The organism is Capnocytophaga sp. oral taxon 332 str. F0381 (genome assembly GCF_000318275.2).
Classification (GTDB): domain Bacteria; phylum Bacteroidota; class Bacteroidia; order Flavobacteriales; family Flavobacteriaceae; genus Capnocytophaga; species Capnocytophaga bilenii.
This window is the reverse complement of the sequence record NZ_KB291295.1, coordinates 14681-38979: the sequence shown is the minus strand read 5'-3', so window position 1 is coordinate 38979 and position 24299 is coordinate 14681. Positions and strand designations below refer to the sequence as shown.

At 38.9% G+C, this 24299-nt stretch carries 17 protein-coding genes; 15 read left to right on the top strand and 2 right to left on the bottom strand.

All coding sequences use genetic code 11. From position 1 onward, the window contains the following. Positions 1–106: 106 nt before the first annotated feature. The 3 genes from panB to HMPREF9075_RS05060 are packed head-to-tail and all read left to right on the top strand — an operon-like array spanning position 107 to position 2345. Positions 107–925: a 3-methyl-2-oxobutanoate hydroxymethyltransferase gene (panB, locus tag HMPREF9075_RS05070; protein ID WP_009415413.1), complete on the top strand. Its 819-nt coding sequence runs from the start codon at positions 107–109 to the stop codon at positions 923–925. Positions 926–931: 6 nt separating this feature from the next. Next, entirely contained in the window at positions 932–1729 is a 798-nt protein-coding gene (locus HMPREF9075_RS05065; RefSeq protein ID WP_034556906.1) for a YoaK family protein, read from the top strand. Beyond that, positions 1662–2345 (top strand): RluA family pseudouridine synthase, encoded by a 684-nt coding sequence (locus tag HMPREF9075_RS05060; RefSeq protein WP_034556904.1) that lies wholly within the window; start codon positions 1662–1664, stop codon positions 2343–2345. Before HMPREF9075_RS05065 ends, HMPREF9075_RS05060 begins: the two co-directional genes overlap by 68 nt. A gap of 25 nt (positions 2346–2370) precedes the next feature. On the opposite strand, the gene HMPREF9075_RS05055 is transcribed toward HMPREF9075_RS05060, so the two are convergent. Next, positions 2371–4170 (bottom strand): long-chain fatty acid--CoA ligase, encoded by a 1800-nt coding sequence (locus tag HMPREF9075_RS05055; protein WP_009415410.1) that lies wholly within the window; start codon positions 4168–4170, stop codon positions 2371–2373. A gap of 448 nt (positions 4171–4618) precedes the next feature. Between HMPREF9075_RS05055 and HMPREF9075_RS05050 the strand changes: the two genes are divergently transcribed. From HMPREF9075_RS05050 to lysS, 5 genes are all read left to right on the top strand, one after another. Further along, positions 4619–5188, top strand: a complete 570-nt coding sequence (locus HMPREF9075_RS05050) for a hypothetical protein (protein ID WP_034556948.1) — start codon at positions 4619–4621, stop codon at positions 5186–5188. 233 nt (positions 5189–5421) lie between these two features. Continuing rightward, complete coding sequence (locus HMPREF9075_RS05045; RefSeq protein ID WP_009415406.1) at positions 5422–6375, top strand: acetyl-CoA carboxylase carboxyltransferase subunit alpha; 954 nt, start codon at positions 5422–5424, stop codon at positions 6373–6375. Positions 6376–6394: 19 nt separating this feature from the next. After that, positions 6395–7687 (top strand): AAA family ATPase, encoded by a 1293-nt coding sequence (locus HMPREF9075_RS05040; protein WP_009415405.1) that lies wholly within the window; start codon positions 6395–6397, stop codon positions 7685–7687. Next, positions 7674–8210: a hypothetical protein gene (locus tag HMPREF9075_RS05035; protein ID WP_232305062.1), complete on the top strand. Its 537-nt coding sequence runs from the start codon at positions 7674–7676 to the stop codon at positions 8208–8210. The genes HMPREF9075_RS05040 and HMPREF9075_RS05035 overlap by 14 nt, the downstream gene beginning before the upstream one ends. Before the next feature lie 26 nt (positions 8211–8236). Further along, positions 8237–9925, top strand: a complete 1689-nt coding sequence (gene lysS, locus HMPREF9075_RS05030; RefSeq protein WP_009415403.1) for a lysine--tRNA ligase — start codon at positions 8237–8239, stop codon at positions 9923–9925. Between the two features lie 81 nt (positions 9926–10006). Here the strand turns inward: lysS and HMPREF9075_RS05025 are convergent, their stop codons facing one another. Continuing rightward, positions 10007–11323, bottom strand: a complete 1317-nt coding sequence (locus HMPREF9075_RS05025; RefSeq protein WP_009415402.1) for an MFS transporter — start codon at positions 11321–11323, stop codon at positions 10007–10009. Positions 11324–11847: 524 nt separating this feature from the next. Between HMPREF9075_RS05025 and HMPREF9075_RS05020 the strand changes: the two genes are divergently transcribed. The 7 genes from HMPREF9075_RS05020 (at position 11848) to HMPREF9075_RS04990 (ending at position 24255) form a co-directional block, all read left to right on the top strand. Further along, on the top strand, positions 11848–14706 hold the full coding sequence (locus HMPREF9075_RS05020; RefSeq protein WP_009415400.1) for a carboxypeptidase-like regulatory domain-containing protein: 2859 nt from the start codon (positions 11848–11850) through the stop codon (positions 14704–14706). Positions 14707–14840: 134 nt separating this feature from the next. Further along, a complete protein-coding gene (locus tag HMPREF9075_RS05015) occupies positions 14841–16856 on the top strand; it encodes a hypothetical protein (RefSeq protein WP_009415399.1) in 2016 nt (671 codons plus the stop codon). 11 nt (positions 16857–16867) lie between these two features. Further along, positions 16868–17323 carry an SsrA-binding protein SmpB gene (gene smpB, locus HMPREF9075_RS05010; RefSeq protein ID WP_009415398.1) on the top strand — a complete coding sequence of 152 codons (456 nt, stop codon included), beginning with the start codon at positions 16868–16870 and terminating at the stop codon, positions 17321–17323. Between the two features lie 31 nt (positions 17324–17354). Then, positions 17355–17837 carry a hypothetical protein gene (locus HMPREF9075_RS05005; protein WP_009415397.1) on the top strand — a complete coding sequence of 161 codons (483 nt, stop codon included), beginning with the start codon at positions 17355–17357 and terminating at the stop codon, positions 17835–17837. Positions 17838–17871: 34 nt separating this feature from the next. Then, positions 17872–20331, top strand: coding sequence for a M1 family aminopeptidase (locus HMPREF9075_RS05000; RefSeq protein WP_009415396.1), 2460 nt, complete (start codon positions 17872–17874; stop codon positions 20329–20331). A gap of 66 nt (positions 20332–20397) precedes the next feature. Next, entirely contained in the window at positions 20398–21702 is a 1305-nt protein-coding gene (der, locus tag HMPREF9075_RS04995) for a ribosome biogenesis GTPase Der (RefSeq protein ID WP_009415395.1), read from the top strand. Positions 21703–21744: 42 nt separating this feature from the next. Beyond that, the gene (locus HMPREF9075_RS04990; protein WP_009415394.1) at positions 21745–24255 is read left to right on the top strand and encodes a tetratricopeptide repeat protein; all 2511 of its coding nucleotides are present in this window, start codon (positions 21745–21747) and stop codon (positions 24253–24255) included. Positions 24256–24299 lie beyond the last annotated feature (44 nt).

The following is a 24299-nucleotide window of genomic DNA, read 5'->3' as shown; positions in this document are numbered from 1 at the left end:
AAAATTCAGAATTCAAAATTCAAAATTCTCCTCCCAATTCAAAATTCAAAATTCATAATTAAACATTATTTCATATCTTTGCCCCATAATTTTAAAACATTACAAAATGTCGGCAATTAAAAAAGAAGTAAAACGCGTAACCACCAAGTCGGTGATTGAGATGAAAGCCAAAGGCGAAAAGATAGCTATGCTCACAGCCTACGACTATACTTTTGCTAAACTACTCGATAGTGCAGGTATCGAAATCCTCCTTGTTGGCGATTCTGCCAGCAATGTAATGGCAGGGCACGACACCACCCTTCCTATCACTTTAGATCAGATGATTTACCATGCAGCTTCAGTAGTACGTGGTGCCGAGCGCGCCCTTATTGTGGTCGATTTACCTTTCGGTACATATCAGTCAAATCCACAAGAAGCACTACGTTCAGCCGTGCGTATTATGAAAGAAACAGGAGCCCACGCCATTAAGCTCGAAGGAGGTAAAGAAGAAGCCGAAGGGATACAATGCATCATCAGTGCAGGTATTCCTGTAATGGGACACTTAGGGCTTACACCTCAGTCCATCCATCAATTCGGCTCTTTCGGCTTGCGTGCCAAAGAAGAAGCCGAAGCCAAAAAACTAAAAGAAGACGCACTCTTGTTAGAGCAATTAGGCTGTTTTGCCATTGTACTCGAAAAAATACCCGCTGCTTTAGCTGCCGAAGTAGCACAAAGCGTCCGAATCCCTATTATAGGTATCGGTGCAGGTAATGGCGTAGACGGTCAAGTGCTCGTAATGCAAGATGTATTAGGTATGAGCAACGAGTTTCACCCCAAGTTCTTGCGTAAATATGCCAATTTGCACGAAACCATTACCCAAGCGGTAACGCAATACGTTCAAGATGTAAAATCTTTAGATTTTCCTAACGAAAAAGAACAATATTAATAACAAATGTTCCGACATCAAGGTAAGAAACGAACCGCTAAACACAACCTACAAATAGCCGTAGTGCTCTCATTCGTAGCAGGAATGGTGAACGTTACAGGCTTCTTGTTTATGGGCAAACTTACCACCAACGTTACAGGGCATTTCGCCTATTTTGTTTATGATTTATCAGTAGCCGAGTTCTGGAAAGGCTTAATATACTTCCTGTATCTATTCGCCTTCCTGCTCGGCTCTTTTTCTTCAGGTTTGCTTATCGAAATTGCCAATTATTATCAAAAACACAACCGCTATTTAGCCCCCACCCTGTTAGAATGTGCCGCCCTGTTCACCGTATGGGCAGCCAATACCTTCTTTGTAGGACTACTTCCTTTAGATATTACAGCTTGCATACTCCTCTTTGCAATGGGGTTACAAAACTCATTTGTTACCAAAATTTCCAATTCAGTAGTCCGCACCACCCACCTCACAGGCTTGTTTACCGATTTAGGCATCGAGCTTTCCCAATTGCTCTACGTGAAGCGCAACCACTACGAAACCCAAAAACCACAATTAAAAAACAGCGTGCGCCTGCGCCTTTTCATCATCACCTTCTTCTTTCTCGGAGGTTTAGTCGCAGGCTATTGCTATGTAGAACAACATTTGCAAATCAACACCTTGCTTATAGCAATTGTTATACTCCTCGTAGGACTTTTCTACGATGCTTTCCGATTTTTTTATATCCGCAACAAACGACACTATGAAAATCACCACCCACGCCGAAAACATAAGCGTACTATACGAAGACAATCACCTCATAGCCATTAGCAAGCGCGTAGGCGACATTGTGCAAGGCGACAAAACAGGCGATACCCCACTGAGCGATATCCTCAAGGCTTACCTCAAAGATAAGTACAACAAGCCCAATGAAGCCTTTTTAGGAGTTGTACATCGTTTAGATCGTCCCACTACAGGCATAGTTCTATTTGCCAAAACCTCTAAGGCACTCGCTCGTCTCAACGCAATGTTCGCCAATAAAGAAGAAGTACAAAAAACCTATTGGGCATTAGTAGATGCGCCACCTCCTCAGGCAGAAGGCACACTCACACATTGGCTCGTACGTAATGAGAAGCAAAACAAGTCAGTAGCCCATAATAAAGAAGTGCAGCACAGCAAAAAAGCCGTACTGCACTATACCGTACTCAAAACACTCCAGCATTATTATTTGTTAGAAATCAAACTCGTTACAGGGCGTCATCACCAAATCAGAGCACAATTCGCCGCTGTAGGTTGTCATATCAAAGGCGACTTAAAGTACGGAGCCAAACGCTCCAATCCCGATGGCGGTATCAGCTTGCACGCCTATCAATTAGCCTTCGTCCATCCCGTCAAAAAAGAACTGATAACCCTCACCAATCCCCCCCATTGGAAAGAACTAACCTAAAATTGCCTGTGCGGTTCGCACCGCACTATCTGTACATCGCCTCAATCTCGCGGCTGTAATTTGCATAAATCACTTTGCGTTTCAGCTTCAAGGTTGGGGTAATTTCATCACGTTCAATAGTAAAAGCCGTAGGGAGCAATGTAAATTTCTTAATCTGCTCGTAGTCAGGCAAATCACTCTGGAATTTCTGCAATTGCTTGCTAATATATTCTATCACCTGACTCTGTTTTAGCAAGTCAGCCGTATTTTTATATTTAATATTTAGTTCCTTCATTACCTGCGATAGTGCCTCAAAATTAGGAACAATAAGAGCCGAAACAAAACGCTTCCCATCAGCAATCACAGCTATTTGTTCTATAAGCGTATATTTGCCCACCTTGCCCTCAATATGCTGCGGAGCAATATATTTCCCGTTAGAAGTCTTCATCAGTTCCTTGATGCGTTCCGTAATAAAAACATTGTTGTTACCGTCCAAATTACCCGCATCGCCTGTGCGAAGGTAGCCATCATTGGTAAATACTTTAGCAGTCTCTTCAGGATTTTTGTAATATCCCTTCATCACCATACCACCTTTCACCAATATTTCATTCTCCTCACCTATACGTATTTGTACGTTAGGCATCACTTCCCCTACCGACTGTAAGTCAAATTTATCATCACCCCAGCACGAAATCGTAGCTGTAGTTTCAGTCATTCCATAACCCAATTTCACATTTATCCCTATCGATTGGAAAAACCTACCAATGCTCGGCTCCAAATTAGCACCCCCACAAGGCATAAATTTTATTCTACCGCCCAAAGCCTCTTTTAGTTTACTATATACTAGTTTGTCAAACAAATTATACGTTTGTTGAAGCCAGAAAGACGGCTTCTCGTTAGCCTCCTTTAGGGCGATCATTCGTTTACCCGTTTTTACAGCAGCTTTAAAGAGAACACGCTTTACAAACGAAGAAGCATCAGCGCGATCGTGCACTGTAGCAAAAATCTTTTCGTAAAAACGCGGTACAGCACACATCAGCGTAGGGCGCACTTCAGCAAGAGCCTCACGCACCTTGTTAGTATCACTCAAATAATATACAGGTACACATTTGTATAAGCAGAAGCAAGTCCAAGCACGTTCAAATACGTGCGATAAAGGCAAAAAGCACAACGAACTATCACTGTCATCCACAGCCAAACGCTCACTATGCCCCACCATTTGGAACGCCAAATTTTCGTAGGTAAGCATCACCCCTTTAGGCTGTCCCGTAGTCCCCGAAGTATAAATAATAGTAAATAAGTCGTCTAAGTTTCTTTCAGCCAATCGTTTTTCCAGCACAGCATTTTGCTTATCAGTAGCCCCCAAAGCCAAAAAGTCAGCCCAATGCATAGAATATTTAGCTTCTTTCAAGGCTACTTTTTTATTGAAAACCACAATTTTTTGCAGCGAAGCACATCGTTCAGCCACCTCCAAAGCCTTGTTATACTGCAATTCATCACTCACAAAAAGAACTTTTATTTCAGCGTGATTCATCACGTAAAGAGCCTGTTCAGCTGTATTAGTCGTATAAATAGGCACCGAAATAGCACGTATTTGCAAGCAAGCAAGGTCAGTAAGTGTCCATTGCGGCATATTTTGCGATAAGATACCCACTGTATCCTGTGCCAAAATCCCCATACCCAATAATGCCCTCGATAAACGCGTAGTAATATCACCTACAGCCTCCCACGAAATCCCCTCCCATTGGTTAGAATCTTCGTTTTTAGCCATCAAAATTTCCCGCTTTGGATATTTTGCAATATTCTCTCGGAATAACGAAACGTAATGATAAGGTATTAAATCCATATAAGTAACTGATAGTTAGTTGTTTTACATTAGGCAAAAAAAACTGCCACTTATTCTTTGAGGGCAAAGATACAAAATAAACTTCAATTGCCAATATTTAACAATTAGTTTTTAGCCAATTGCCAATTTCACCCCCCAATTCCCCTCTGCTGGCGCAAGCTTGCAGCTTGTGCCCAATTCAAAATTCAAAATTCTTCCCCACCGAACCTTCAGCGAAGGATGAGCGAAGGTTGAGCGAAGGATAAAAGGCACAGCCAAGTATGTAACTTTACAACTCTGTTCCACAGTGGAACAACTATTTGCGCAACAAACAAAATCGCCGCAACTTTGCACCGTCAAACAAAGGATAAGTTTTGAAACCTTTGAAGGTAACAGATTTCAGATAAGCGCGCATCTAAAAACATTGCCACAAAGTCCAAAAAACAATTCCTACAAAATTAAAATAAAAATGGCACAAAGTTTTAACATTCTTACCCAAGACCTCCGTGGCGAGGTAGGTAAAACCATCGTATTCCGCCAACGTGGCGACAAAACATTCGTAGCACGCTATCCGCGTCCTCGAAACCCCCAACTCAAAGCTACCCAAAAACAACTCAAGCAGCGTAGCAAGTTCCAAGAAGCCGTGCTATATGCCAAAACAGTGATTGCCAATCCTACACAAAAAGCAATCTATCAGGCACACCACAAGGTAAAAAGAAAGCTAATGACAGCCTTCAATGTTGCTATCGCCGATTATCTAAATCCCCCAGTAGTACATCGTATAGATACCAGCAACTATCACGGCAACATAGGCGATAAGATCTACTTTATCATCTTAGACAATTTTTCAGTCCAAGCCGTAAAAGTAGCCCTACACCAAAGCGGAGGCACACTTATCGAGCAAGGCGAAGCCGTAAAAGAAGGAATGTTATATGTCTATACAGCTACAGCCGCCCAAAGCAGCATCACAGGTAGCACACTTACCGTTACAGTTACAGACTTGCCCAAGAATGTAACCGAAAAAAAGCAAACATTATAGCATACTAAAAGTACGCTTTCGCACCCACTTTGGCAAACTTTCAAAGTTTGCCAAAGTTTTTTGCATTTCCCACCGCTGGCGCAAGCTTGCAGCTTGTGCCTAATTCAAAATTCAGAATTCAAAATTCTGAATTAATTTTGTTAATTAAGAATTATTTTATACCTTTGCACCTCAGAAGCAAACAACGCTAATTCGCTGTATGCATTCCCTTATCAATGATTAATTGAACAATTATGGAATATTTAGATTTTGAACAGCCTATTAAGGAGTTAGAAGAACAAATGGTCAAATGTCAGTCTATTGGTGCTGAAAGTGAAGTAGATATGACTGATGCCTGCAAAAAGATAGAAAAAAAACTCAACCAAGTAAAAAAAGACATTTATAGCAATCTTACCGCTTGGCAACGCGTACAAATATCCCGACATATAGAACGCCCTTATACCCTCGATTATATCAAAGCACTCGCAGGAGATACATTCTTAGAACTACACGGAGACCGCACCGTAAAAGACGACAAAGCTATGATAGGAGGCTTTGGAAAAATAGACAATCAAACCTTCCTATTTGTAGGGCAGCAAAAAGGCTCTAATACCAAAATGCGACAATATCGCAACTTCGGTATGGCAAACCCCGAAGGCTACCGCAAAGCACTCCGCTTGATGAAACAAGCCGAAAAATTCAATATCCCTATTATTTGTTTTGTAGATACACCAGGGGCATTCCCAGGAGTAGAAGCTGAAGAACGCGGACAAGGTGAAGCCATCGCCCGCAATATCTTAGAAATGTCCCGACTAAAAGTGCCTGTCTTAGTATTTATCATAGGCGAAGGAGCCTCAGGAGGAGCTTTAGGTATAGGGGTTGGCGACAGAGTATATATGCTTGAGAACACTTGGTATTCAGTTATTTCACCCGAATCTTGCTCTTCTATTTTATGGCGAAGCTGGGAGTACAAAAAAGAAGCTGCCGAGGCACTAAAACTCACCGCCCCCGATATGAAAAAACTAAAACTCGTTGATGAAATCGTAAAAGAACCCCTTGGAGGAGCGCATCACGACCGCGAGTTTATGTACACCACCATACGCAAAATCATATTATCAACTTATAAAGAACTTAAAAAACTATCCCCCGAAAAACTTGTAGAAAAACGAATGGACAAATACCTCTCTATGGGAGTGTATAAAGAGTAGCTTATTAGATAAGTAATTTATGAAATCAAATATCAAAGTAGTTACAGAGAATTTTCGGGCTATTGGTCACGCAGCTATACAAATCAATGGGATTACGGTAGTTGCGGGAGAGAATAGCTCGGGGAAGAGTACAATTTCTAAATTGCTGTACGAGCTTTTTAATACAGTTTCTAATTACGAGATATTGGTGAAAGAAGAATTGATGCGAGAATTTAGCAAATTGTTTCAATTCTTTGAAATAGTTTATACCGATTCAAAAGGCATTTTAAATAGAAAAGAATATTCTAAGATAGTCGATTTAAGTTATGAATATAATTATAAAAATAAGTCTTTTGAAGAAATAAATGATTTGTTATCTCTATTTTTATCTGAGATATATAGTAAGATTGATGTAACAAAATCAAGCAGATATAACTATATTGTTAGTAATATATTAGGTGATGAAATAGATAATACTTTAGAGAATATTACCTCCTTTATCAATCAGAAAATAAAAAAAGCTATTGATAAAGTTCATTCACGACCAATTTCCTTATTTACAGAAAAGTTATTGAATGTTTTCAGAGATGAGAATCTTCCTAAAAGTTTTGAAGTTTTAGAGGAAAAAGAAGTTATAGTTTCATTAGAAAAACCAACTTTATCTATTCCTTTTTCTGTACAAAAAGCTATTTATATAGACTCTCCTATGTCACTCGGGGCTGGTAGTTCCTCTAATAAACATTGGAGTGACCTTGCAAAATTTATATTTTTTGAAGATAAAAATCGCTCTGATTTTCATAATAATGATATATATACATCAATATCAAAAAATATAAAAGGAGAAGCTGTTAAATTCACTTTGGGAACTTTAAGTACACTTACTTTCTTACGAGAAGATGGAAAAGAATTTAACCTTACAGAAGTTGCTACAGGCATCAAGGCTTTTTCTATTATTCAGTTGTTGCTCAAAAACGGACATATAGACAATCGTACATTGCTAATTATAGATGAGCCAGAATCACATCTTCACCCCCAATGGATTGTAGAATACGCTCGTATGATAGTGCTTTTGCACAAACATATAGGTGTGAAATTCTTTTTAGCGAGTCATAATCCTGATATGGTAAGTGCTATCCGTTATATAGCTGAAAAAGAAGGTGTGTTGGATAATGTGAATTACTATTTGGCTGAAAAAGCAGAAGGAGAAGCATATCTGTATAATTATATACCTTTAGGAAGTGATATTTCTCCTATATTTAAATCGTTTAATATAGCTATAGAGCGAATTAGTCAGTATAGTATTGATAGTGATAATGAAGATGATGACCTATAATAAAACAGCAACGTTAAATCATCCTATAGCAAAAAGTTATCCTTCTTGTTTGAAGGATTTGGATATGATTATCCTAACTAATGACAACCAATTAAAAACAAAAACAAACTATTTTCTAGAAGTAATAACTATTGATTTAGATGCAGTACAAGAAGAAATAGCTATAAGAGATAAAAAAGATAAGGATAGTTCAACAGATACTTTTTTTATAGCTATAGATACAAAGAAAAAAAGTAAATGTATTTTAGTAGAATTAAAACTAAATGTAGAAAATCCTTATAATTATTTCAATAAAAATAAAAATAGAGAAGATTTAAGAAAAAAGATTATAGATTCAATAACTTTATTAGGAAAAACAATCAGTATTCATCAAGAATACTTCTTTATTTTTAAATTGTATAATCCAAAAGGAAGTCCTGTTTTGGATATTGCTAAAAGAATACTATTCAATATTGCTCAACAAAATCACCAAAACTATATTGCTTTAAGTTTAGAAGAGCTTAAACAACGTTTCTTTAATTAATCATTAAGCATTAATCATTAAAAAAGATGTTATCAGAACAAGAAATCATTCGTAGAGAGAAACTAACCAAATTAAAAGAATTAGGGATAAATCCTTATCCAGCACCTCTATATCCTGTAAATACAACCTCCAATGATGTACTAAACCACTACGAAGAAGGCAAGGAAGTCATCGTTGCTGGGCGCCTTATGTCCCTACGCGTACAAGGAAAAGCCTCATTTGCTACTTTGCAAGATAGCGTAGGCAGCGTACAGCTTTACTTCAACCGCGATGAAATGTGCCCCGATGAGGACAAAACCCTCTACAACGAAGTCTTTAAAAAACTCCTCGATTTAGGCGACTTTATAGGCGTAGAAGGCTATATGTTTATTACCAAAATGGGCGAAAAAACTATAGCAGTTAAGAATTTTACTTTATTGTCAAAAGTGTTGCGCCCCTTGCCTATGCCCAAGGTAGATGCCGAAGGCAAAGTCCACGATGCCTTCACCGACCCCGAACAGCGTTATCGTATGCGCTATGTCGATTTAGTCGTAAACCCACAAGTAAAAGAAGTCTTTATCAAACGAACTAAACTCTTCAATGCAATGCGTCAGTTCTTCAATGATGCAGGCTACTTAGAGGTAGAAACCCCAGTGCTACAAGCCATACCAGGCGGAGCAAGCGCACGTCCATTTATCACCCATCACAATGCGTTGGACATCCCGCTTTATATGCGTATTGCCAACGAGTTATACCTAAAACGCCTTATTGTAGGTGGTTTTGAAGGCGTATATGAGTTCTCAAAAAACTTCCGCAACGAAGGTATGGACAGAACCCACAACCCCGAGTTTACCGCAATGGAAATCTATGTAGCTTACAAAGATTACCATTGGATGATGGATTTTACCGAGCGTTTGCTTGAGCATTGTGCCAAAGCCGTAAATGGAACCACCAAAGCTACCTTTGGAAAGCACCAAGTCGATTTCAAAGCACCTTACCCTCGCATAACAATGACAGAGGCTATAAAACAATTTACAGGCTTTGATATCACAGGTAAAACCGAAGACGAACTAAGAACTTTTGCTCAGTCTATCGGCATAGCTGTCGACCAAACTATGGGGAAAGGTAAGCTGATAGATGAAATATTTGGCGAAAAATGCGAAGGCAACTTCATTCAGCCCACTTTCATTACCGATTATCCCAAAGAAATGTCGCCACTTACCAAAGAACACCGCGACAACCCCGCCCTTACCGAGCGATTTGAACTAATGGTATGCGGTAAAGAAATTGCTAATGCCTATTCAGAGCTCAATGACCCTATAGACCAGCGCGAACGTTTTGAAGAACAGCTGCGCCTCTCAGAAAAAGGCGATGACGAAGCTATGTTCATCGACCAAGATTTCTTGCGAGCGTTAGAATATGGTATGCCACCCACTTCAGGGTTAGGAATCGGAATGGATAGGTTCATAATGTTCCTTACTAATAATGAGAGCATACAAGAAGTACTCTTCTTCCCACAAATGCGCCCCGAAAAGAAAGGCGTAGAACTATCAGATGATGAAAAAGTAGTGTTTGAACTGCTAAAAACATCAGGCAAACTGCTCCTTGACGCCCTTAAGGAACAAAGCGGATTTTCTAATAAAAAATGGGATAAAACAATTAAAGGACTTACCAGTAAGAAAGTAGCCAAAGTAATTAAAGAAGATGAAACACTCTTAGTAGAAATACTCAATTAGTACCCATTATTAATATAAAAAAGACTTTGCCCAAAGTGTAGCTCACTTTGGGCAAAGTCTTTTTTAGGCTATAACGATAGACTAACCCACAAAACGCTTGTAGTAACCAAAGAAAATAATATACCCATAGCACACCACTAATGTAAGGAAAGCCAACCGAAAACCAATAGCATCAGTCAGATAACCGTAAAACAAAGGAATAAGCCCAGCACCCACAATAGCAGTACATAGAATGCCAGAAGCCTGTGTCTTTAAACTCACCTCTTGGCTGCCCAAAGCAAAAATCGTAGGAAACATAATCGCATTAAAAACCCCTACACTCAGCAAACTGCACATAGAAAGCAATCCAGTGCTATTGATAGAAATCAAAATAGCCCAAATAGCCGCAAATGAAGCCACCATTAGCATATAAGAAGGAGTAAAAAACTTTGTAAGGTAAGCCCCCACTAGTCTCCCCACTAAGGCACCCCCCCAATAGAAAGTAACAAAAATAGCCACAATACCCTGCGGGTCTCCAATAGCAATATCGTTGATGTCAAAAAAACGCCCTATTCCCTCTACAAATCCAAGCAAAGAAGGACTTTCCAAAACCTCTTTAGCAATATTAATCTCTACAAAATAATTCACCGCAAAACTACCAATTACCACTTCAGCACCCACATACAAAAATATCCCCACAGCTGCCAATAGTAAAGTATCTTTTTTTAGTAAATTGATATAATCTTCCTTATCAAAATGTTTTATTTTATCAGTACAAGGAATTTTAATTACAGAAAAGAGCAAAGCTAAAAAAATAGTAACCAAAGCAATAAATAATGAAGGCATTTGGATAGACAAAGCCTCATTCTGAAAGTAAATAGCCCTATCAATATCATCTAAAAAATTCAGTTCCGAACTTGTTTTTACCTCTTCTTTCAATAAGTATACCGACATTAAGATAGGTGCTATAGTCGTTCCTAAAGCATTGAAAGCCTGCGAGAACGTAAGTCGGGTAGAGGAGGTGCTCTCACTTCCTAATATAGACACATATGGGTTCGCAGCCACCTGCAAAAAAGTAATTCCCGTACCCAGTACAAATACAGCCAACATAAAAATACGAAAAGAACGCTCCTCAGCAGCAGGGTGAAACAGCAAAGCACCCAAGGCAATCAGTACAAGTCCCAATATAATGCCCCTTTGGTAGCCCACTTTAGTAAGCACAAAGCTCGTAGGAATAGAGAATAACAAGTTAGGTAAAAAGAAAAAGAAAAGAATAAATGCCGAATGAAAGTAGTCAAGCTTAAACATATTGCGCAAATGAGGCAGCAGCAGCTGAACCATAACTGTCAGTCCACCGAAAAGAAAAAATAGCACTGCTATAAATATAAAAGCCTTTATGGAATGTTTCGTTTTAGTCATTAATAGATAATTACTGAAAATTTAAGTATGCAAAATTACATCAATAATTAAAAAATAGTTAAAATTTAACAGTTTATTTTGTTATATATGTAACATATAATGTTATGCTATTGTTTCTTAACAAGTTAAAAGTATAATACCCTACAATCCCCCATCACTTCATCATCACAAACCTTGAGCGAAGGTTGAGCGAAGGTTGAGCGAAGGATGAGCGAAGGAAAGTCGGCGAGCTGGCGCAGCCGAGTATGTGAAGCCCGTGCGGCTCGCACCGATATATTAAAATGAAGAATAAACAGCGTTATCATAACTACTAAAAGTCAGAAAATCAAAACAATATAAAATTCTTTGAAAAAAATTATAAAAAAAATAGTATTTTATTTTAAGATACAGAAAAATATACTACCTTTGCACCGTAAAAAGAAAACTATAAAAAGAAAAAATAAGCGTTAATAAGCTGAAAAAAACTAATTTAACTAACATTTTTTATTGGGCAGAAAAACTAAATTAACTAATTAATAAATATAATGAAGAACTGGTTTTTAAATTTGGCATTCCTATTATTCACAACAGTGATTTTTGCCCAAAGCGGAGTAATTACGGGTGAAGTAATTGACGGTGATTATAATGCACCACTAATGGGTGCAGGCGTGCAAGTGAAAGGTACTACTCGTGGAGTATCAACCGATATGGACGGTAAATACTCCTTAAAAGTAGATAACCCTACAGGTATTTTAGAGTTTACCTATCTGGGTTACGTTACCAAAGCCATACCTTACAAATTAGTAAATGGTAAGGCACACTTAAAAGTTACGCTTGCAAGTGACCAACAAAATTTAGGCGAAGTGGTGGTAACTGCCAAAAGCTCGGTGATAGATGTTGCACAAGAACGCAAAACACCTGTAGCAGTATCAACCATTCAGGCAGCCGAAATTGTTGAAAAATTAGGCACTCGTGAGCTGCCCGAAATCCTCAACCGCACTCCTTCTATCTACGCTACCAAAGGCGGTGGTGGCTTCGGAGATTCTAAGGTCAATATGCGCGGTTTCTCTTCTAAAAACGTAGCGGTTATGGTAAACGGTATGCCGGTCAATGATATGGAGGCTGGTACCGTTTATTTTAGTAATTGGACGGGCTTATCCGATGTTACTTCAGCTATGCAAGTACAACGCGGGCTTGGAGCTTCTAAATTGGCAATAGCCTCAGTAGGAGGTACGCTCAACTTTATATTGCGCGCTGCCGATATGCACCAAGGCGGTAATGTTGTACTAAACTATGGTAGCAACGGCGAGTATAAAGGTACCGTGTCTTACAACACAGGCAAAAGCCTCACAGGCTGGTCAGCTTCAGTATTGTTTAGCAAAAATGCAGGTCGCAAATACGTAGATGCTACACAGTTTGATGCTTACAGCTATTATTTTGCTTTAGGCTATGAACCTTCTAAAAAACATAGCTTCCAGCTGATGTTTACAGGCGCTACCCAATGGCACAACCAGCGTTATTATAGTCCGTCTATTGAAGATGCTCAAAAATACGGAGGTTCTGACGATAAACCTAACAGACGTTACAATAGCGACTGGGGCTATTTAAATGGCGAAATCTTCTCTTTGAAAAAAAATATATACCACAAGCCCGTAGCAATGCTCAATTGGGATTGGAATATCTCCGAAAGCACCTCTCTTAGTACTGTAGCCTACGCATCTTTTGGTCGTGGTATGGGAGTTTCAGGCGATGGTGAAGCCTATAATGGAGGATTCCAAAGAAAAGTACAAAACGGAGTAACTTATTACAATCCTAAAAAAACTACCTTTAGTGGGCTCCGTACCCCCGATGGTTTAATAGATGTAGAAGCTGCTATTCGTTATAACAAAGGCGAAAACGTACAAGGTCTTCAGCGTATAACTACCCCAGGTATTACAGGAAATAGCATACAACTAACAGACCCATTAGGCAATAAACATTATATTACAGAAGGGTTTACCAATATAGCTTCAGTAAACTCACACGATTGGTACGGATTCCTTACCAATTTAAAACACCAAATAGACGATCACTTTACTTTGAATTTAGGAGTTGATGGGCGTTATTATCACGGCTATCACCACCGCGTAGTAACCGACCTATTGGGTGCTTCTGGCTTCGCTACTATCAGCAATAAAAACCTCACAGTGCCTAATGTGATAAGAACCACAGTTTCCGATAAAATATCTTTTAATCCGTTTGCGAGCATCACTCCTCTTGAAAACCAAACAGGCTGGAGCAACGATGGCGAAGTAAAATGGGCAGGCTTGTTCTCACAATTTGAATACTCCGATAATAAGTTCTCTGCATTCTTGCAAGGTTCTACTTCTATGCAAGGCTATCAAAGGGTAGATAATTTTATGAAACCAGGTACTAGGGCTATCCGCAGAGATCCTACTACGGTAATGAATACAAAAACAGGATTTAAAAACATCATAGGCTATAACATCAAAGGAGGAGTAAATTATAATATCAACGAGCATCACAACGTGTTTGCCAATGCAGGCTATTATTCTAAACAACCTTTCTTCAATGCCGTATACCCTAACAATAAAAACTTCCTAAACCAAGAACTGACTAACGAAAAGATTTTGGGCTTAGAAGTAGGCTATGGTTTTAAATCAGAACGTTTTAATGCCAATCTAAACGTTTACCGCACCACTTGGAAAGACCGCTACGAAACAAAACGAAACAATATCATACTCCCTTCTGGTAGTAGTCTTACCGCTTATGCCAATATCTTTGGTATAGAAGAAGTCCACCAAGGAATAGAGTTAGAGGCAACAGCCAATATTACACAATATTTGAAACTGAATGCTGCTATTTCATTAGGTGATTGGTTCTATAATGGTAATGCTAAAAGCTATCTTATCAACAACGACAACCAGAATATAGATACACAAGGAAATGTACTTACAGGCGATGTAGTTCCCTCTACCACTTATTTAGATAAAGTGAAAGTAGGTGAAACCGCTCAAACAACTGCCGCTATAGGAGCTACTATCCTCCCTCCTGTAAAAGGCTTAAAAGTAGATATCGACTGGCGTTATGTAGATAACCTTTATGCCAACCTCAATGTTGCTGATTTCAACTCAAAAGCCAATGCCGATTTGGGTGCTTTGAAATTGCCAAGCTATAATTTGTTTGATTTAGGAGCTTCTTATAAATTGTCATTAACCGATAAGCAACGCCTCACTTTCTCAGCACACGCTTATAACTTGTTAGATACTTACTACATAGAAGAATCTTATACAAGCAAGCACGCTACCAATGGCGTTAAAACTTACCAAGGTATCAGTGTGAAAAACAATGTATATTTTGGTCCGGGTCGTACCTTTAGCTTTGGCATACGTTATAACTTTTAATTAAATAATTATACGATAATAAGGATTTTGTTGGGAAACAGTAAAAAAGAGGCAAATGTTTTTTTGCCTCTTTTTTGCTATTTAAAGATAGTTTATTACCTTTGCAGTCTTATTAATTGTTTTATTTGCCTAAAATGTTGTTATTCCGAAAAAACTATAATTCTATATACGAAATATTCGAGACTTTTACCCATAGTACCGATTATGAAGATATCGATTTTATTTTCAATATCGTAGATTACTTTAGGCACAAAAGTTGTAATAAAAAAGCAGCTCTTAATATCAACGAACTTATCGCCGAGCTAAAGAGAGATGCCAATAGTATTGCTTTTTTCAAAGAAAAACTGTTAAACGTATTTTCCGATAAGAAAAAAGTACTACTGCTCACCGATGCAGGCTTGCTCAAGAGTGTGTCGTTTTTCAAAGAATTGCGTAGGCGCATTATCCGCCAGCTTATCCCCGACCAGCCCTCGCAGGATAACATTCAGTATGTGCTGAACCAAATATTTTATAAACCTTCAGATGCTAAATGGCTGGGGCGTATTCCTTTTGAAAATTGGCAAGAACTTTTTAGCCTATTAAGTTTTGATACTTTTTACAGCGAAATCCAGCCCACTGCCACCTCCAACCAAATATTGTTAGCCATAGTGATACTTTCGCAGCGTATGGGTGGTTTTGCCTTGCAAACAGATGTGCTGCGTATGGTGCCCGAATATACCAATCTGAATAGTCCTTTTATAGCCTTAGATGATGAGCTCAACAATTTAGCCCGTACTATGCGTGATGAAAAACGCTCCTATCTAAGCCTTTCACAACACGAATTAGATTACAAGCATCTGAACATATTAGTAGGACAATGCGAAGATTTTCTAAACAAAGCCGATGTCAATACCTCAAAATACGGGGTTACTTTTAGTGTAAATCAAACTTTATTGCTCATACGCCAGCAAGTAAAGCGCATCAAGCGCTTGTACAACTACCTTTTTATTGAAAAAGAAGAAGATAAAAAAGATAAAACCATAGCATTTTATTTAGATTTGGTGCGTACCAATTCTAAAAAGAACAACATCAGAAAGCTCATAAATGATAGTGTGTACAATATTACGTATGAAATAACCAATTATACGGGCAAAACAGGCGAACATTATATTACCTCCACCTCATCAGAGTATTTCAAAATGTTAAAAACAGCCCTATGGGGCGGAGTAATTGTTAGCTTTATGTGCTTAACAAAGTTATACCTCTCTATGAACCCCGATAAAAGTGATTTCGGGCGTGCTTTTGATTATAGCTTAAATTACGCCATAGGCTTCGTACTCATTTATTTAACAGGCTCTACACTGGCTACTAAGCAACCCGCTATGACGGCTTCCACTATAGCCAAGAGTTTAGAGAATATCAATCCGCAGGATAACAAGAACAAACAAAAAGTCTATTCAGAGTTTGCTGTATTGTTCTCCCGCTTGTTTCGCTCACAGTTTATTGCCTTTGTAGGCAATGTCTTTGGGGCTTTCCCCGTATCTATGTTGTTAGCATTTATAGTGAGTTACTTGGTGGGCTATAACTTTGCTACCCCAAAGAGTTTGCATCTTTTAGAAGATATGAATATATGGCACACACCCGTATTTATGCACGCTTGTATAGCAGGGGTATTTTTGTTTTTATCGGGAATTATAGCGGGCAATGTGGCAAGCGAGAATAACTTTAATAACTTTTATTACAGGCTTTCAGAACACCCATTTTTAAAAGGTATGTTTGGCAAAAAACGTATGCAACGAGTAGCAGCGTGGATGCAAAAAAAATGGCCAAGTGTAGTGTCAAATATTTGGTTTGGAGTCTTTATGGGAAGTGCTTGGACAGTGGGTGTATTCTTCAAATTGAATATTGATATACGGCACATTACCTTTGTGAGTGGTAACTTTGCCTATGGGCTGTTTGGGGCTAATTTTAATATTAGCTTAGAGAATGTTATATGGTGTATATTGGGGATAGGAATTGTAGGATTTGGTAATTTTATAGTGAGTTTTTCGCTATCATTGTGGATAGCATTGCGCTCACGCCAAGTACCTTTTTCAGAATTGCGCAACCTGTTGCACTCAGTAATACTGAAGTTTAAAGAACGCCCTGCTGCTTTCTTTTTTCCCGTTTAAAATAACTGATTATGATACAGAAAACGATACAGATATTAAACAAACGCGCTAAGTTTGAATATGAAATTCTTGATAAATACGAGGCTGGTATAGTGCTTGTAGGTACCGAAATAAAGTCTATTAGGCTTGGGAAAGCCTCTATTGCTGAGAGTTTTTGTGAGTTTAATGAGCGGGGAGAGCTCTTCGTTATCAATATGACTATTGAAACCTATGCTTTTGGTACTTATTACAACCACCGTCCTAAAAGTGAACGAAAACTCTTATTGCAAAAGAAAGAACTGCGCAAACTGAACAAAGAAGTAAAAAACAGCGGACTTACCATAGTGCCTTTGCGCCTATTTATCAATGATAAGGGGCTGGCAAAGGTGGAAATAGCCTTAGTACGTGGTAAAAAATTGTACGACAAACGCGAAACTATAAAAGACCGCGACAACAAACGCACTCTTGACCGATTGACAAAAAGATAAAACAAATAGATAATAAAAAACACTATAAAATATGTATATAGATTTTAAAAAACTTCCCGAAGATGCTCGTGTATGGATATACCAAAGCAATCGTAGCTTTACCCCCGAAGAACAAGCACAGCTCACCACGCAGCTAAAGGCTTATCTTGAAGAATGGACAGCTCACGGAAGTGAGTTATGGGCTTCATTTGAAATACGTTATAATAGGTTTATCGTTATAGGGGCAAACCAAAATGTACACGCGGTATCAGGCTGCTCGCTCGATGCATTGGTACGCTTTATCCAACAGTTAGAGCAGGCATATAACGTTACTTTGTTAGACCGTATGAATGTGAGCTACAGACAGGGCGAATACATAGCTTATAAGCCACTCATTGAGTTTAAAAAAATGGTGAAAGATAAAGCGGTTTCGGCACAAACAATCGTGTTTAACAACTTAGTAAATACCAAATGGGAATACGAAGAGCATTGGGAAGTGCCATTACAAGAAAGTTGGCATAATAGATTCCTATAAAATACTACTCTTTTAAAAGCTAAACAAATAAAAAATGAAAAAATTACTGATTACAACCATTGGGCTACTTTTAGCCAATATCATTACAGCCCAAACCGACTATTCTGGAAGAACACTATACCGTGCTGCTCGTGAAAAAAAAACTGCCTTGCAGCACACACACCTAAAAGTGAACTTTAATTTTTCAAACCAAACACTTAATGGCGAGGAATGGCTTACTGCTGCTCCTTACTTTTACCCTACCGATAGTTTGGTATTAGATGCCAAAGCAATGCTCATTCACAAAGTAGCCTTAGAAAAAAACAAAACTCAAACGCCCCTGAAATTTGCTTACAAAAACAATCTGCTAAAAATAAAACTTGACAAAACATACCAAAAAGACGAAAAATACACTGTCTATATACAGTACACTGCACAGCCCGAAAAGGTAACCGACTCTAATGGAGAACCAGCCCTCTCTTCTAAAGGGCTCTACTTTATCAATCCTAATAATGAGCCCGACAAACCTATGCAACAAGTATGGACACAAGGCGAAACTGAAGCTTCTTCTTGCTGGTTCCCTACTATTGACGATAATTCTCAAAAAACTACCCAAGAAATAGAAATTACCGTACCCAATAACTTTGTTACCCTTTCTAATGGAGTATTAAAAAAATCCAAAACTTCGGGTAACAATCGTACCGACCATTGGGTGATGGATAAACCTCACGCCCCTTACCTCTTCTTTATGGCAGCAGGTGAGTTTGCTATCGTGAAAGATACCCCTTGGAAAGGAAAAGTACCTATAGAATATTACGTAGAAAAAGAATACGAAAGCGTAGCCAAACAAATTTTTGGTAATACTGCCGAAATGCTCACTTTCTTTTCAGAGCGATTTGGTTATGAATTTCCTTGGCAACGCTATGCCCAAATAGTAGTACGCGACTTTGTAAGTGGGGCTATGGAAAATACTACTGCCGTAAGTCACGCCGAAACAGCTTACCAAACTGCTGAAGACCTCGCCGACCAAAACCACTGGGAGAGAATCATTGCTCACGAGCTTGCGCACCATTGGTTTGGCGACCTTGTAACTGCCGAAAGCTGGGCAAACCTCACTGTAAACGAATCTTTTGCTAACTACTCCGAATACCTTTGGTTAGAACATAAATACAATAAAGATGTAGCCGAAGAGCACCTCCTAAACGATACCCAACAGTACAAAGAACGCCCCAACGACTTTGCTAAGAACTTAGTGCGTTTTGATTATGATAGCCGTGAAGATATGTTTGACCTCGTTTCTTATAACAAAGGCGGTGCTATCCTCCATATGCTTAGGCGTTACCTTGGTGATGAAGCTTTCTTTGCAGGGATCACTCACTACCTCAAAAACAACCAATACAGCACAGGTGAAGCCCACCAGCTACGCTTATCATTAGAAAAAGTAAGCGGAAAAGACCTTAACTGGTTTTTCAACCAATGGTTTTTTGGCAACGGAAACCCGCAGGTGGAAGTATCAAAAGAATACGATGTGGCAACTAAAAAGCTAACACTCAAAATTACTCAAACTCAAAAAGAAGACCTATTGTTTCAATTCCCATTGGTAATAGATATTTACATTGACGGTAAAGTTCGTCACGAAAACGTATGGGTAAACGCTAAAAAAGAAAATACCTTTACTTTTTCGGTAGAAAAAACGCCACAATTAGTAAATATCAACCCCGATGGGCTTATCATAATGGAAGAAACATTCGCCAAAACCGATGACGAATACCGCTATCAGCTGCAACACGCCCCGCAGGTAAAAAGTAGATTGCAGGCGGTAGAAATGGTAAATGATAAGAAAATACTGCTTTTGGCACTACAAGATCCTTTCTTCAAAGTGCGTATCAAAGCCCTTAATAAACTTGAAGACCTTCCTTTAAGCACTTCAGAACAGCTTATTGTAGAGAAAATAGCAACTTCAGACCCTGAAAACCTTGCTAAATCAGCTGCTATGTGGGTGCTGAGCAAAACTAAAGATAAAAAATATAGTAATCTTTTCCAAAAATCACTATCAGCACACTCTTCAGCAGTAAAAAATGCCGCACTTAACGGACTTGCTCACACACAGCCTGCACTTGCTAAAGAGTTTTTAGAGAAAGCTAATCCTAAAAAACTCACAGCCGACCAGTTATCGGGATTGGCAGGGGTAATTGTAGATAACCAAATGCAACAGTATTTAGATACCTTGTTGCCTTATATAGTGTATTACCCTTTTGTGAAAGACCCCGAAATGGCTGCCAATTTCCAAAAAGCATACCGCTGGGCTATGCATTTTGACGATACCCCTATGACCGAAAAACTGTGCAAAGGACTAAAGGAAATTGTAGAAGATACCGAAAACCCTTTTGCACAACAGGTTCTTAAAAATGTTATAGATGAAGGTGTGAATATCAAAAAATCACTTTCGCCTACCAATTCTGTAGAAAAACAAATTATCCTCTTGCAAGACTTGAAAAAACTATTTAAACAATGATGATTAATAATTAATCATTGACAATTAAACATTATTTCGTATCTTTGCAAAAATAAAAAATTAATTATGAGTGCTATAGTAGCTATTGTAGGTCGCCCGAATGTTGGAAAATCAACACTTTTTAATCGATTAATAAAACGCCGTGAGGCGATAGTAGATGCCGTGAGTGGTGTTACACGTGACCGCCATTATGGCAAAACCGACTGGAATGGAGTAGCCTTCTCGGTGATTGATACTGGAGGGTACTTGCCTAATAGTGCCGATACTTTCCAAAAAGAAATTGATAAACAAGTAGCACTTGCAATTGATGAAGCCGATGTGATTATTTTTATGGTGAATGTAGAAGATGGGCTTACAGGTATGGACGAGCAAGTGGCTATGCTGCTGCGCCGTAGCCAAAAGCCCGTCTTGGTAGTGGTAAATAAAGTGGATAGTAATAATAGGCGCAACGAAATGCACGAGTTTTACGCTTTGGGCTTTGAGTACTTGTATGCACTATCAAGCATTAACGGTAGTGGTACGGGTGATCTTTTAGATGACTTGGTAGCTCTATTGCCCGAAAAAGAAGAACGTGAAGATAGTGTATTGCCTCGTTTTGCAGTAGTAGGTCGTCCCAATGCAGGAAAATCTTCATTCATCAATGCTCTTATTGGCGAAGACCGCTATATTGTTACCGATATTGCAGGAACTACACGTGACGCTATAGATACTAAATACAATCGTTTTGGTTTTGAATTTAATCTAGTAGATACGGCTGGTATCAGGCGCAAAGCGAAGGTGAAGGAAGACCTTGAGTTTTACTCGGTAATGCGTTCTATACGTGCTATTGAACACTCTGATGTATGTATCCTGATGATTGATGCTACACGTGGATTTGAAAGCCAAGATGCTAATATTTTTTGGTTGGCACAACGCAATCGTAAGGGAATTGTAATCTTGGTGAACAAATGGGATTTGATAGAAAAAGAAAATAATACAGCCAAAGAGTTTGAAGCCGTTATCCGCAAAGAAATAGAACCATTTACAGATGTGCCTATTTTGTTTGTTTCGGCACTGAACAAACAGCGTATTTACAAGGCGATAGAAACGGCAGTGGCAGTTTACAACAATCGCACAAGGCGTATCGCTACACGCCAGCTGAACGAGGTGATGCTTCCTATTATAGAGAACTATCCACCGCCAGCTACTAAAGGGAAATATATCAAAATAAAATTCTGTACACAATTACCTACACCTATGCCGCAGTTTGCCTTTTTTGCAAACCTGCCACAATATGTAAAAGACCCTTACAAGCGTTTTATAGAAAATAAACTGCGTGAGCATTTTGATTTTACAGGAGTGCCTATAGATGTTTATTTCAGGCAGAAATAAACAGAATAGAAAAAACAGCACTCATATTAAAATAAAAAAAGAATGAGAAGAGGCTTATTATATGGTAGTTTTATCATTGGGGTCTTGCTATATATTATAGCTTGTACCCCCAATGCTAATACGTACTACAACAGGCAGCTACAGCCTATAGTAACCAAATATAACGTGCTTTACAACGGCGAAGAAGCTTATGCTAAGGGGCTTACCGAACTGCGCAATAAATACCAAGACGACTTTGGCAAGATATTACCTGTAGAACCTATTGGAATGACAGGCAAAGTGCAGTTAGATGGGGTAGAAAATCCTAATTTTGAGCGTGCTGAAGAGAAGGCTATTAAAACAATTCAGCGGCACTCAATGGTATTTAACGGCATTCAACGCAATTATAAGATTGACGATGCTTATATGCTTTTGGGGCAGTCGCGTTATTACAATGAGCGTTTTTTTCCTGCTTTGGAGGCGTTTAATCATTTGCTTACCAATTATGGTTTCAGTGAGCGTATTCCTGAGGCTGCCGTGTGGGCACAAAAAACAAATTTGCGCTTAGGGAAAGACAAGGTAGCGATAGATAAACTTACTGAGTTGTTAAAAGAGAACCCCAAGATGCGCCGTAACGATAAGGCAGAAGCTTATGCCACACTGGGACAGGCATACATCAATCAGGAGCAATATAGAATTGCTGCCGATGCGCTTTACGATGCGGGAAAATACACGCGCAATAAGGCTTTGCGTGGTAGGTATTACTTTATTGCTGCACAATTGTACGAAAAGCAGCTGCAAAAAGATTCGGCTGCGGTGGCTTTTGAAAAAGTGATTAAACAAAATTGGAAAATACCGCGCCGCTTGTGGGTGGAAGCACAAGCAGGAAAGGCACGTAACAAGGTATTTACAGGGCAGGAAAAAGCTGATTTTTTAGCATACCTTACTAAATTGGAAAATCGCTATGAGCATAAAAACTTGTTGGATGTGCTTTTCTATACTCACGCCGAGATGCTAAAAGACAATGATATAAAAACGGCTATCAACTACTATCGCGAGTCCTTGCTCAACAATAAAGATAATGATCCTCTGAAGGCAAAGGCACATATGCGCTTATCGGAGTTGTTTTTTGCTCAAAAAAATTACGTGGGGGCTTATCAACACTTGGATAGTACGCTTATCTATATACCTGAAAACACTTTTGAACACTTGTATACAAGGCGCAAAAAGGATAATTTGGCTAAAATAACCGAATTGGAGTTTGTAGTAAAAAAGAATGACAGCATACTAAATGTACTGCAAATGCCTGAAGACCAGCGCCGTGCTTTTTATCAAAAACATATAGATTCGTTGCAGCAGGTAGCTGAACTAAAAGCTAAAAAACAAGAGAAAAAACGCAATACTAATGGAGGAACAGGCTTGGAAGTAGCTGGTAATGAAGATAAAAGTGGTAAGTTTTACTTTTACAATCCTATAACAGTGGCTTATGGTAAGCAACAATTTCAGCAGTATTGGGGCGATAGAAAATTGGAAGACAATTGGCGCTGGCAATCATTAAGCCATAGTGCTGTGCCTAAGCTGCAAGAAGATCAAAAGCAAGAGGAAAAACCTACTGTAGTGGCTGATACGCCAGATAGCTATCTTGCTAAACTGCCTAAAACAGAAGCCGAAATTACAGCACTTACTATTCAAAGAAATGAGGCGTTGTACCAATTGGGATTATTATATCGTGCAAAATTCAACGAGAACGAATTGGCAATACAACGTTTGGAACGGGTATTGGCTCTAAAACCTGCACCTGATATAGAGGTGGTGAGCCTTTATGAGCTTTATAAAAATTACGTAGATACACAAAACCCCAAAGCTGCAGCTATTAAAGCACAATTATTGGCTAATTACGAGGGGACAGATTATGCGAGATTGTTACAAGGAGGAGAAACTTCACAACAGGAACGCAATAAAATGGCGCAACAATTTGCCGATACGCTCACGGCACAATACAAGCGTGGCGAGATAGAAGAAGTAGCACAACAATTGCAAACCGAAGCTATGCGTTACCACGAGACAGCTGCAGCACCAGCCATAGCTTTGTTGCAAGCACAAACAATAGGCAGGCTGGAGGGAGTAGCGCACTACAGAGAGGAGTTACAACAAATAGTAACCAACTATCCTGCTACTGCTGAAAGTGAGGAAGCACAGCAGTTGTTGGAAGAACTGAAAGAGGTGGATAACGAGCCATTTGTAGATGATGAAAAAGCTACAAAATGGAAAGTAGTCATTATGGGTACTACTTCGGCAACACGTGAAGAGGTAAAGAAAGAGATATTAGAAAAAATAAATACGATTTCGGAAGTGCTAACACTTTCAACCGATGTGTATAAAGCAGGAGAAATGTGGTTGGTAATACATCATCTGCGCGATGGATATTCGGCACAGAGTGTAGTAAATGAGCTTAATAGCTTGCTACAAAAGTATAAATTGACTGCTTTTATCATCGCTACCGAGAATTATCGCTTGGTACAACTCCGAAAAGATAAAGAAAAGTATTTGAGCCGTCAAACTAACGTAAAATAGCATTTGTTTTGTTACATCATAAACGTACTATAACATTTATTATC